This is a genomic window from Microcoleus sp. C2D2, from assembly GCF_036702495.1.
Lineage (GTDB): Bacteria > Cyanobacteriota > Cyanobacteriia > Cyanobacteriales > Microcoleaceae > Microcoleus.
In genome coordinates, this window is record NZ_JAUBTO010000193.1 from 1 (window position 1) to 11,901 (window position 11,901).

Below are 11,901 nucleotides of genomic sequence, written 5' to 3' on the forward strand. Positions count from 1 at the left end.
GGTGGGTCGTTGACCAATTACATTCTAATATAAAGCCGTCCTAAAAGGACGGGGTTTCTACCCAAATTTGTGATGACTAATGACCGCTGACTATTTCACGCGGCCAGCCGTAGCATCCACCAGTTCCAACTGCGATAGCCGGAACGTGATCAGCTTGTCCCAATTGCCGCCTTCAAACAGTACCGCGACTTTCCCGTCGCTAACTCGCTGGACTTGTCCTTGAAAGGTGTAGTAAATCTCACCCTTATCTTTAACTCGAACTGCCGAACCTGGAAAAATCATAATTGTTTCAATGTTATGTTTGCTGTTTATAGTTTACCTTTTCTGGGCGATCGAGACTTGATGCTAAAACAGGCAAGATGCCTGTTCCACAAACTAAACAGGCAAGATGCCTGTTCCACAAACCAAACAGGCATCTTGCCTGTTCCACAAACTAAACAGGCAAGATGCCTGTTCCACAAACTAAACAGGCATCTTGCCTGTTCCACAAACCAAACAGGCATCTTGCCTGTTCCACAAACTAAACAGGTTTCTTGTGGGGTGGGCGTCCCGCCCGCCCATCTTGCCTGTTCCACAAACTAAACAGGCAAGATGCCTGTTCCACAAACTAAACAGGTTTCTTGTGGGGTGGGCGTCCCGCCCGCCCATCAAAAGCTGATTAACAATCCAAGATGTGAGTTAGGCTAAGGCTGCTACGGAAACTTTACCGGCAATGCGGCCCGCGATCGCCCGCAACTCCCTAGCTGAAGCAGAACCAGGTTGGCCCACCACGATCGGCACCCCCGAATCGCCACCTTCCCGCAACGGAATTTCCAGCGGAATGCAGCCTAACAGCGGCACTCCCAACTCAGCAGCAGTCTTTTCCCCGCCGCCGGAACCGAAAATATCGTATTGTTTATCCGGCATATCCGGCGGCACAAAATAGCTCATGTTTTCCACAATTCCCAAAACCGACACTCCCAACTGCTGGAACATCTTTAACCCCTTGCGAGAGTCCAACAAAGCCACAGTCTGCGGCGTCGTCACGATCACCACACCAGCCATCGGCACCGCTTGCGCCATTGTCAACTGCGCGTCTCCAGTACCCGGAGGCATATCGACAATCAAATAGTCTAAATCGCCCCAATTCACCTGATAGAGGAACTGCCGAATGATCCCGTTCAACATCGGGCCGCGCCAAATCACCGGTTGGTCTTTGTCAATTAAAAACGCCATCGACACCAATTTGACGCCGTAATTAAAGGCGGGTTCGAGGCTTTCCCCGCTTTTTCCGTCCCTAACCATCACTTTCGCGTCCCCCAGACCCAACATTGTCGGGTCATTGGGCCCATAGATATCGGCATCCAGCAAACCCACCTTAGCGCCGGTTTGCGCCAGCGCTACTGCCACATTTACCGCCACCGTGCTTTTGCCGACGCCGCCTTTGCCGCTGGAAATTGCGATAATATTTTTAACGCCTTCAATGCCTTGGCGATCGACCACTCCCTTCTGCTGCGGCGTCTCGGCTGTCACCTCCACCGCCACTTTTTCGACTCCTGGCAACTGTTTGACCGCTTTTTGGCAATCTTCGACAATAAATTCTCGCAGCGGGCAAGCAGGCGTTGTCAGCACTAAAGTAAAGCTGACGACACCGCCGTCAATTTTGATGTTACGAATCATGTTCAATTCCACCAAACTCTTTTGCAGTTCGGGGTCTTGCACGGGTCGCAGGATTTCTAAGACTGAACTGACATCGAGTATCTTGGGCATTGTGTTCTCCACCATAGCTCTGCAATTGGGTTAGCGAATTTCCGATCGCAGGTTTAAGTATATTTTTATTGCTATTTTTTAATGTAACTTCATAGCGATCATTTGCAGACCTACGGTGGCATAATTACATGACGACTGGATTTGGCAATCATCGCCCATCTAAGACTAAAATCTGACCACAGAAAATTTTATGACAGTTTCTACAACACTTAAAACCGCCACTTCCCCGTTTTTGCCGCCGGCTGACTCTAGAGCTAGAGTCAGCCAATTTATGAAAAGCCTACAAGACGAAATTTGTCAATCCCTCGAACAGCTCGATGGCAAAGGCAAATTTAAGGAGGACTCTTGGGAACGATCCGAAGGCGGCGGCGGACGTTCTCGCGTCATGCGCGAAGGCGATGTGTTTGAACAAGGGGGTGTGAATTTTTCCCAAGTGTGGGGGGAAAGTTTGCCGGCTTTGATTCTGGCAAAGCACCCAGAAGCTGCCGGTCACGATTTCTATGCAACGGGTACTTCGATGGTGCTGCACCCCCGCAATCCCTACTTGCCTACGGTTCACCTGAATTACCGCTATTTTGAGGCAGGACCGATTTGGTGGTTTGGCGGCGGTGTGGATTTGACTCCTTATTACCCGCTGGCTGAGGATGCAGCTCATTTTCACAAAACTCTGAAAGCAGCTTGCGATCGCCACCATCCCGGATATTATCCGACATTTAAACTCTGGTGCGACGAATATTTCTACCTCCCCCACCGCCAAGAAACCCGCGGCGTGGGCGGACTGTTTTTTGACTACCAAAGCGCTCAAGGCCCGCTTTACCGCGACCATCAGGTCAAAGGTAAGGCTGCTGAGTGCAGCAACAACATCGGGGTGCCGGAACCTAGGAGTTGGGAGTCGCTGTTCGCTTTTGTACAGGACTGCGGCCGGGCATTTTTGCCGGCTTATACCCCCATAATTGAAAAGCACCGATCGAAAGAATACGGCGATCGCGAGCGCAATTTCCAACTTTACCGCCGCGGCCGTTACGTTGAATTTAACTTGGTGTACGATCGAGGCACGACCTTTGGTTTGCAAACCAACGGACGCACCGAATCGATTTTAATGTCCCTGCCACCTTTGGTACGCTGGGAATACTGCTACGAGCCAGAACCCAACTCTCCAGAAGCCGAACTCTACTCCAAGTTCCTAAAACCGCAAGATTGGGCGAATTGGATGCCTCAGCAGTCACCGACCTGAGTTAAACTACTGGGACAGTAACCACCGCGATAGATAATAAATTTGAGGGAAGGGTCAGTGATTCATATTGATCAAAAAACCCACACGCTTCAAGACGGTACAACAGTTATCGTCTTAGCACCGACAGGACGGTTGGACATCACTACAGCTTGGCAATTCCGCCTCAAGTTGCAAGAGTGTATTTCCAAACTCAGCCGCCATGTCGTCGTGAATCTTGGTCAGGTTAACTTTATAGATAGCTCTGGTCTGACTTCATTGGTAGCAGGTATGCGCGATGCGGATAAAGTTAAGGGAAGTTTCCGCATTTGCAATGTTCATCCAGAAGCCAAACTGGTGTTTGAAGTCACCATGATGGATTCTGTGTTTGAAATCTTTGAAACGGAAGAAGAAGCTCTAGAGGGGGTGCCACGCGCAAGTTGAGGACCTGCTTTGTATCTGTTGCGGTGTCGCGGGTAATTTAAGCTTGAGACTCAGAAGCGCGCAGAAACCCAGCACAAGAACAGGAAGCAGGTAAATTTTTGCCTGCTTCCTTCTGTCTTCTTCCTTCTTGAAAGGTTGAGAGGTTCACCAAAACACTGAAGTAGAAGAATACGTCAAGGTAAAATCTTGCCTTCTCTCGCGACGATAACTAAATCTTTCTTCCTTCTTCCTTCTTCCTTCTTTCTTGTTGCTTCTTGCTTCAACCCAATATCTCAGAAGCAAAATCCTGACGCTTGACAAATCTAAAAGGGCCCATTAAAGCTCCCCAGATAGCCTTGCCTGTCGTGGGGCTTATTCCTTTGTCGTAGCTCAGAAATTCCTCGCCTGCGGCTTCAAATCCCAAGTCTACTTGGTAATTTTGCCCCCCGTAGGCAAAGCCGCAGCGAGTGCCCTCCGGCAAAGATGCCCGAAAGCGATAGCCGTTTGAGGCTAAATTTTGCACCGCAACCGAGAGGGTGCAGCCGGGGAGGAGTTGGATTTGCTCGTTCGTTAGCTTTCCAAGCAAGTCGGGGTTGCGACCGGCTCCTTGGACGGCTGCGATATCCTTGAACATATAATACTGAGCTTCTATAAGTCCCGGTGCTGTCTTCACCTGCCTCAGTTGCACGAGGCGGGGGCGGTATGGCTTATCTAATTCCAGAATGTTGGCTTGTTCGGCAAACAGGGCAATGCTTGGTTCGGAAAATAGAGGAATGGGCAGGGGTCTTTGCCACAAACGAAGGTGGACGTACCACGCCGGGTCTGCTAGCGCTTGTTCCCGGTTCTCAAATTCGCCCGCCATGTACTGCGCTAAAGCTATTAATTCAGGAGAAATTGTCATGTTTGTTTGATTTTTCAGGATGGGGACTTGACAGTAAAAACTTATTGTGATATGCCTGGGGATATCTGGGCTGGGCAAGTCAGAAGATTAAATTTATGAGCGCTCCCAGCTAAGCTATGATTGTAAAGATACTGGGGTTTAAAGAGTAGCCTAAATTTCTAGAATTATCTAGATTTTTTCAGATTTTAAAGAAGAGAGCAACAATCGTGATAAACTCGAAAAACCCCTGATTAGTGCGGGTTGTTAAAACTTACTTGGCGTGAAAACCATAGAAACACGCTTACCGGAAATTTGGGTAAAAGCCCCGTCCTTATAGGATGGCTTTAATTGATTGCCGACTTTTGTTTTAATGGTTTAGTTGCGTCAATATCTATTTTTCAAATTTCATTGCATTCTATTTAAAATAGAATACAATGATACTATACCACAGGTAGAATAACCGCCGATACAAATGAGACACCAAGCTCAAACGACAGGTCGGAAAACAATAATGGTTAGTGGGTGGCGAACACCACGAAAAACACAGCTAGGCTAACTAACGTAAGCCAAAACCAGAAAAGTAAATTCAAGGAAGTTAAAAACGTACCGTAGGGCATAGGTCAACGTGAGAAGTAATTCTCGAACGCTTGGGGAGATAAAGCCCTCTGGGACTAACTAAATTAGGCTCAATATTTGGTTCATTAGAACGGATATTTGGTCTAAGAACTGCCGCAAGGATAGATAGTTTTAAGGTATGTCGCCAGAACCAAGAATCCCCACGCCTGATAGCCCGGGAGTGTCAAACAAACTAATCATCAAAAAACCAAATATTTCAAGTCCTCTGTTAATTTTAGCAGTCTCTAACTGGGAAGCTCAGGCCAACCTGAGCAATCAGGAAGCTTAGAGCATCCGATCTAGGCTAAACATAAATCGCTAAGTTTGACTTGCAGATTTTTGTAGGTTTTTAGAAGCGGTTTTGCCCTCGTAGTGCGACATATTAAGCGGTGCAGCCGATCGCGCGTAAAATATTTTTGATAAAATTTTGCCTCGGTTTCCGACAGCACCGCTAAAAAAAACTAGCAATTTTTGTCAGCCAGAGCGCAAATCGACTCCCCCGACTTTACTCACGTCCGTGAGCACCCCCGAAGAAGGCAAAATTATTTATCTATAAGACTCAGGTGAACAAGAACCGTACTGTTTCAGATACTAAGCGAAGTTTCTATACGATTCACACTCGACCGATCAATTCAATTTACCGTCGAGTGGTAGAAGAGTTGATGGTAGAAATGCACTTGCTTTCGGCAAATGCCGATTTTCAATACGACCCGATTTATGCTTTGGGTGTGGTGACAGCTTTCGATCGATTCATGCTCGGGTACGCCCCAGAAGCAGACAGAGTTTCGATTTTTAACGCTTTGTGCAAGTCCCTAGAGGAAGATCCAGATCGCTACAAGCAAGACGCTCAGCGATTGGAAAGCTTGGCGGATCGACTTTCCGGGCAAGAGTTGCTCTCGTGGCTCGATCGCTCGACCAGCTTTGAAGATACAGCGGATTTGCAAGCGTCTTTAGGGGCGATCGCCAGCAACCCTCAATTTAAGTACAGCCGCTTGTTCGCGATCGGTTTGTTCTCGCTGTTAGAAAAAGCTGACCCTAACTTGGTAAAAGACCAAGAAACGCGAAACAACGCGATCGCCAAAGTCAGTGCGGCATTGCACCTCCCAGAAGACAAAGTTAGCAAAGATTTAGATTTGTACCGCAGCAATTTGGAAAAAATGGCTCAAGCGCGAATAGTGCTTCAAGATGTCATCCAAGCGGAGCGGAAAAAACGCGAAAAACGAGAGACAAAAGTTACCGCCGGCCCCTCGGCTGACTCTTCTGACAGCAACAATTAATCATTTGAAAGAAGGAAGAAGGAAGTTCGGCAACGGATTATGTAACGGATGTAACGGATGTAACGGATGTAACGGATGTCAGGAAGAAGGAAGAAGGAAGAAGGAAGAAGGAAGAAGGAAGAAGGAAGGGAGAATTTTTTATTTGAAGTAACAAATAAAGAAAACTCTTAAATTTTAATTTTTTGTTCTTCAATTCTGGCTTTTGCCATCTGGCGAATGCCTTCAGATGAATCTTGGGGGCTGCGGAAACTAAAAATCCCGCTTTCTGAATAGAGCGGGATCGACTTAACTAAAATAGAGCTGTTGGTGTAATACTAAGCCTGCGGCTCAAAATTAGTGGCGTTAGCTTGCAGCCAAGTGCTTAGCTGTGAAAGAACTTCGTTTCCAGAAGACTTGCCCAAAGCTGTGGGGTTTGGGGTGTCGGGCCTGTCCAAGTTGCGGGCGATCGCTGCGTTAACTTCTTTGGAAATCAAATCGTGAAGTTGCTCTTTAGCCCTAGCCCTTTGAAAGTGAGCTCCCTCTTCCGTCGTAGCGTACAGAGGTGGCAGCCTATTTAAAGCATAAGCTGCAATATCTCCCACATCCAGACTCAGGTCGCTCGTCGCCTCAATTTCGGCAACCCTAGCGATCGCATCGCTCAGCACCAACTCTTCCATCACATTAATGAACTGTTTGCGCGGCAAAACCACAACTTCCCCGGTCAACAAAGCTCCCATCAGACGATCGAGAGCCATGTACTCTTCGATCGACAATTCCGAAGCCGTATTGCAGATCCGTCCCACCTCAGCTTCCATAGACGGCGTTAAATAGCCGTCTTGCAAAGCTTGTTCAACAATTTTTTCAATACTCATATATGCTTCCCACTCAACGGCATCATTAATAGAGTTTTGTAAAGACGCGATTGTTTGCGTCTTGAAATTCGAGTTTTGAGAGTTGAGTTGAAAATTTTTCTACAAATCTTAACTCAATACTGATAACCCATAAAGTTATCTGCACACCCCAGCCACAAACTTACCCCATAATTGACTGATAAATTCATCAAAACCTGCAAAAATTGCTACTCAACTCCCTGAAGCCGCCAAGGTACAGGATCGACGGACTGCCCGTGTACGTAAAGTCCCCAGTGCAGGTGAGGGCCTGTCGAAGCCCCCGTTGACCCCAAAGCACCTATTACTTGACCGGCTTTCACGACATCGCCCTCCTTGACATCAATCCGGGCCAGGTGCATCAAAATACTTGCGACCCCCTGACCGTGGTCGATACCAACGACGTTCCCGTGGATTTTGAACCCTTGGGATTCGCGTCCCACTAGAGACACCCGACCTGCTGCAGGTGCTACTACAGGGGAACCGTAAGCACCGGCATAATCGACGCCGCGGTGGTAGTAGTCCTGAGCAAATACTCCATTATAATATCGGCGAACTCCGTAAATAGTGGTAATTTCGCCCGAGTTGGGGCGCAACAATTTGCCGTCCCAAAATTTTTCGGGTGTCACCAGTGCTTTAAATGCGTCTACGCGATCGAATTCGGCATCTGTACCTTCGGTGTCTTTCCCGGGAGGTAGCCAGATGGATTGAGTGGGAAAATCTCGATCGCGCACTTGCACGTTCAACTTCTGCACTTGTCCGTCACCTGCGACTTGAAGAAGGCGGGCACCGGGTTTTTCTAGCGGCGTCGTCGGCAGCAGGGCCCGAAAGCGGCCGTTGCCGATCGGAAATGTGGGGTAGTTTTTTTGCTGTAGAGAAACTTTTGGAGTTTCCCCGCCGTTACCGTCAACCTGAATAATTACTGACAGCGTATCTCCGAGTTGGGGATTTGCCGGCGTCACAACTACCTGCAAAGCTTGCACCGGCAGGGCAAAACTTAGAATACCAGCAACAATTCCCCCGATCGAACAGGCGGTTAGCTTGTTTGCTTTCGATTGCCGCCACCGCAAAATCCGACCCCTAACTATTTCGGCACTTAGCCCGCCGTTGCCTCGACTCACAGTCATTATCATCACTAGGTGTCCTTAACCTTTGTCTCGCTGATATATTTTTAACTATCTAGACTAACTATACCAATCCGCAATGATTCGAGAGAAACAGCCGTAGGTAAAAAGCTCGGTCAAAGATTTGGAGATGAGAGACTAACTTAAATAAATACTTAACTTGACCTGATAAGAATAATAAAAATTCCCGTAGTGCGGGGAGGAAAGCCCGCTTGAATTCGACGCTCCCACTAACGTTTCCACCATAAATCCAGGAAAACCCAAGTTTCAACATAAACACTCTTCATCTATAACTGAATCGGATTATATTTTATCAGTCCTAGCCACTGTTGCATAACTTTTAACTATTGGTATTAGTTATTTTAACTATTGGTATTAGTTATAGTTCACGGCGCTGCCACCGAATTATTTTTAAATCCTCTGCTGTTAAATCAATTCTTTCTTGGCAGTTTATTTTCCCAGAACCTTCCTCAAACTCTCTAGTTATTGTAGCCTGTTTTTGGCCAAATAGCATTGATTCCCAATTTTAAAATCTCACATCTAAAATGGTATGAGATAAAAATTGAGAAATGCTATAGTTTTATCACCTAGAATTAGAGGGATTCAAAGGTAGCGGTGAAACCATCTAAGGTCAAGCATTCTTCCATAAATTCCTCTACATCGTTGACATTCTCAAGCTGATATTCCATGATGCGTTGACCGTCGCCTTTCATCTTTTTGGAAGAGGAAGGCGTGGCCGGATATTTGGCAGCGATCGCTTTGAAAGCTTTGGAATGGATCTCCCAGCTTGCAGCAGAACATTTTATGATTAAAAGCCACATGATTAAATTCCTCCTTAGGTTTGGTTAACTCATAGTCTGACGACAGTAGAACTTAGCTCGATAGTGCCGACAAATCAAGGGGTTCTGTTGTTTGGAAAAAAGCTAAAAGCCGAGCCACTATGCCAGCGACACCACCCTTAACATTAGACTCCACATTCAAAGGCATTACCGGATCGTGGAGTGATAAGCGTAACAGAAACCAGCCGGATTCGCTCGCTGACGTGCAGGAAATTCGCAGGCCTTCGTAGTTATTGGGAACTATTTTCCAGTCTGCTTGCGTTGAGACAAATTCTTGCAGTTGCTCAATAACGCGATATCCTTGGGCTTGGAAATCATCCCCACTAAGTTTAATCCGAAATTCTGCACTTTCTTCTGGCTCTTTTAAATTTGCAATTAAATCTGGCAAAGATTGATTTGCTAGCTTTGATTTAGCCAATTCAATCAATAATTTGCTGACCAAATAAGCCCCATCATCCAGAAAGTAATTTTCTTTCAAAGCTCCATGTCCCGAGGTTTCAATCGCTAGCCATGATTCCTGTCCGGCTTTATTGAGGCGAATCGACTCGTCAATCACATTTTTGTAGCCGCGTTTAAAGCGATGGTGAATCCCTTTTAAATCTTGTTCGATGAATTGTGTCAAGCCATCGGAGGTGATAGAATCGGTGACAATGGTAGAGCCTGGGTGTTCTTGTAATACGATCGCAGAAATCAAGGCAATTAAGCGATTGCGATTGAGTTCCTTGCCAGCTCGATCGACGGCCGCACTGCGATCGACATCGGTATCAAAAATAATCCCAAAATCAGCTTGATGTTCAATTACCGCTTGACAAATTGACTGCATTGCCTGTTTATCTTCGGGATTTGGCACATGATTGGGGAAAGTACCATCTGGTTCTAAAAACTGACTGCCCGTAGTGTCTGCACCTAAAGGTTTTAAGACTTTATCAACATAAAAACCGCCAGCACCATTGCCCGCATCCACAACAACTTTTAATCCTGTTAGTGGTTCCTCAAAATTATCTGGATGATTGACTGCTTCCCGGATATTTTTTACAAATTGGTTAGCATAAACAGAGATAAAATCATGCTTTCTAATGTGACCGGGCGATGCGGCTGGCTGAAAGTTATTGCTTTGGGCTAGTGCTAAGATATCTGTAATATCCTGTTTTTGTAACCCACCTTTGGCCGTGAAAAACTTTAAGCCGTTTCGATTAAAAGGCAAATGGCTAGCAGTAAGCATAATCGCGCCGTCGCAATCAAAACCAGGGGTAATGGTACTCATAAACATGGCGGGGGTTGAGGCCATTTCAAAGTCGTACACGGTTGCACCAACTGAGGCGATTCCCTCCATGACTGCTTGCATTAAGGTTGGCCCTGATAGGCGACTGTCACGCCCGATCGCGATCGTTAATTCTGCGGCGGGCTTGTTGACTTTTTGCACCAGCCAACTGACAAAGGATTTACCTAAGATTGCTGCAATGTCGGGGGTGAGGTTGACTTTTTCATTGGGAACGCCTTCGAGGGCGATACCGCGAATGTCTGAGCCATTTTGAAGTTTTGTCCAGTTGAAGTTTTGCATAATAATTGATGGTAAGTAGAAATATCGGAGTCGGCGGTTGAAACCGATCGTACAAACTTTCGTCCGCGGCTCGATGGCTCGACGCTCGTTTCGCCGAACGTCCTTCGCGGACTAAGAAATAAAGAGGGGAGAAATCTCGGATTCGGTATTCTTAGTCATTACGGTGACAGAATTTTTCAATCCAATAAGCTCGCTCGGCATTTAAATTGTATGTAAAGAAACCATCAAAGTCTGGTCGCCCGTTGCTTTGAGCAACTCCCAAAATATCCAATTGAAATGTAGAACAGCTTACTGGGAATTTTTGACCCATCACCGCTGAGATTAAACTGTGATTCCTTAGCGGGGTTCAACGCTGTAAATTGCCTGCAAGCGGAACTCACCGTGAGCGGGAACTTCCACAATATCTGTAGCTGCATTGGTCGTTTCTACGCAGAGTAAATGCTGATAATCTGCATCATCCAGGTCGGCCATATTTGCAGAAATTGTCACCCAGGGATTCCATACTACAACGGATTTACTACCCGATGACTTAATGCGAATACGGCGATTGAGGGCGCTATCGTCAATGACTAATTCATTGGTGACATCAAGATAAATGCGATCGACTTCACCTGCTACTACCACTGCACCCACTTGAGTTTTTTCGACACCACCATCAACTTTATCAAGATATTGGCTATTTTCTAAACCTAAAACCTGCACGCGGTTGATATCGCCGATTTGGAAATAGGTGTGGAAAGCTTGGGTGAGGGGAAATGCTTTGTCGCCTAGATTGCGGGTGATTAATTCTACAGTGAGGGTGGTGCCGATCGTAATCACGATCGCGAGTTCAAAGGCGATCGGCCAAATTGCTCTAGTTTCATCGGTATCCTTGAGTCCTAGAGTGACTTTGGTGGCGCCGTCTGGAGTTGTGGCGGTTTCTAGCACATTCCAGAGGCGAGTCCGCACAAACCCATGACTCGGACGCCCCAAGCCTTCGGGATCTGGGCCAAACCAGGGCCAACAAATGGGTATACCGCCTTTGATGGCTTTCCCTTCGGCATAGTATGCTTTTTCGCTGACGAACATCAAGTCTGTGCTTTCGGTGGCTGGTTGAAATGAGAGCACTTGACCGGAATACACAGAAATTAAGGCTTTGGCTTGACCGTTGTCGATGTGAATCATGGGGAAACCACCGTTTCCGGTGGCAAAGGTGAGGTGCCCGGCTATGCCGTAGTCTGTGTTTAATTGGTCAATACTCATGCTGTTGGCTTGGTGAATTGCTTTACAATTATCCGATATTATCGAAAATTTGGGTCTAAAACCCCGTCCTTTAACGAAGTGGAGGACGGCTTTACACATACTCAGTAAGCGTGTA

The 11,901-nt window shown here is 46.8% G+C and carries 13 protein-coding genes; 4 read left to right on the forward strand and 9 right to left on the reverse strand.

Annotated features, from left to right (window positions below):
• Window positions 1-90: 90 nt before the first annotated feature.
• From QUB61_RS34375 to QUB61_RS34385, 3 genes are all read right to left on the reverse strand, one after another.
• Complete coding sequence (locus tag QUB61_RS34375; RefSeq protein WP_333135231.1) at window positions 91-282, reverse strand: NAD(P)H dehydrogenase subunit NdhS; 192 nt, start codon at window positions 280-282, stop codon at window positions 91-93.
• A gap of 26 nt (window positions 283-308) precedes the next feature.
• Window positions 309-575, reverse strand: coding sequence for a hypothetical protein (locus tag QUB61_RS34380; protein WP_333190332.1), 267 nt, complete (start codon window positions 573-575; stop codon window positions 309-311).
• Between the two features lie 103 nt (window positions 576-678).
• Entirely contained in the window at window positions 679-1,749 is a 1,071-nt protein-coding gene (locus tag QUB61_RS34385; protein WP_333135227.1) for an Mrp/NBP35 family ATP-binding protein, read from the reverse strand.
• A 190-nt stretch (window positions 1,750-1,939) separates the two neighbouring features.
• Here QUB61_RS34385 and hemF point away from each other — a divergent pair, with 190 nt between their 5' ends.
• Both hemF and QUB61_RS34395 read left to right on the forward strand, forming a co-directional pair.
• Window positions 1,940-2,983, forward strand: a complete 1,044-nt coding sequence (gene hemF / locus QUB61_RS34390) for an oxygen-dependent coproporphyrinogen oxidase (protein WP_333135225.1) — start codon at window positions 1,940-1,942, stop codon at window positions 2,981-2,983.
• 57 nt (window positions 2,984-3,040) lie between these two features.
• Window positions 3,041-3,403, forward strand: a complete 363-nt coding sequence (locus QUB61_RS34395; RefSeq protein WP_006631392.1) for an STAS domain-containing protein — start codon at window positions 3,041-3,043, stop codon at window positions 3,401-3,403.
• A 259-nt stretch (window positions 3,404-3,662) separates the two neighbouring features.
• Here the strand turns inward: QUB61_RS34395 and QUB61_RS34400 are convergent, their stop codons facing one another.
• Window positions 3,663-4,283 carry a chromophore lyase CpcT/CpeT gene (locus QUB61_RS34400; protein WP_333135223.1) on the reverse strand — a complete coding sequence of 207 codons (621 nt, stop codon included), beginning with the start codon at window positions 4,281-4,283 and terminating at the stop codon, window positions 3,663-3,665.
• A 1,157-nt stretch (window positions 4,284-5,440) separates the two neighbouring features.
• Between QUB61_RS34400 and psb29 the strand changes: the two genes are divergently transcribed.
• Complete coding sequence (gene psb29, locus QUB61_RS34405) at window positions 5,441-6,154, forward strand: photosystem II biogenesis protein Psp29 (protein ID WP_333135221.1); 714 nt, start codon at window positions 5,441-5,443, stop codon at window positions 6,152-6,154.
• 4 nt (window positions 6,155-6,158) lie between these two features.
• Window positions 6,159-6,305 carry a hypothetical protein gene (locus QUB61_RS34410; protein WP_333135219.1) on the forward strand — a complete coding sequence of 49 codons (147 nt, stop codon included), beginning with the start codon at window positions 6,159-6,161 and terminating at the stop codon, window positions 6,303-6,305.
• A gap of 163 nt (window positions 6,306-6,468) precedes the next feature.
• Here QUB61_RS34410 and QUB61_RS34415 read toward each other — a convergent pair whose 3' ends face one another.
• The 5 genes from QUB61_RS34415 to QUB61_RS34435 all read right to left on the reverse strand — a co-directional run.
• Window positions 6,469-7,005 carry a late competence development ComFB family protein gene (locus QUB61_RS34415; RefSeq protein WP_333135218.1) on the reverse strand — a complete coding sequence of 179 codons (537 nt, stop codon included), beginning with the start codon at window positions 7,003-7,005 and terminating at the stop codon, window positions 6,469-6,471.
• Between the two features lie 206 nt (window positions 7,006-7,211).
• Entirely contained in the window at window positions 7,212-8,153 is a 942-nt protein-coding gene (locus QUB61_RS34420) for a M23 family metallopeptidase (RefSeq protein ID WP_333135232.1), read from the reverse strand.
• Window positions 8,154-8,737: 584 nt separating this feature from the next.
• The gene (locus QUB61_RS34425) at window positions 8,738-8,965 is read right to left on the reverse strand and encodes a hypothetical protein (protein WP_333135217.1); all 228 of its coding nucleotides are present in this window, start codon (window positions 8,963-8,965) and stop codon (window positions 8,738-8,740) included.
• A 52-nt stretch (window positions 8,966-9,017) separates the two neighbouring features.
• Window positions 9,018-10,544 carry a phosphomannomutase/phosphoglucomutase gene (locus QUB61_RS34430; protein WP_333135216.1) on the reverse strand — a complete coding sequence of 509 codons (1,527 nt, stop codon included), beginning with the start codon at window positions 10,542-10,544 and terminating at the stop codon, window positions 9,018-9,020.
• Between the two features lie 336 nt (window positions 10,545-10,880).
• A partial coding sequence (locus QUB61_RS34435; protein WP_333135214.1) for a D-hexose-6-phosphate mutarotase occupies window positions 10,881-11,901 on the reverse strand: 1,021 nt, incomplete at its 5' end.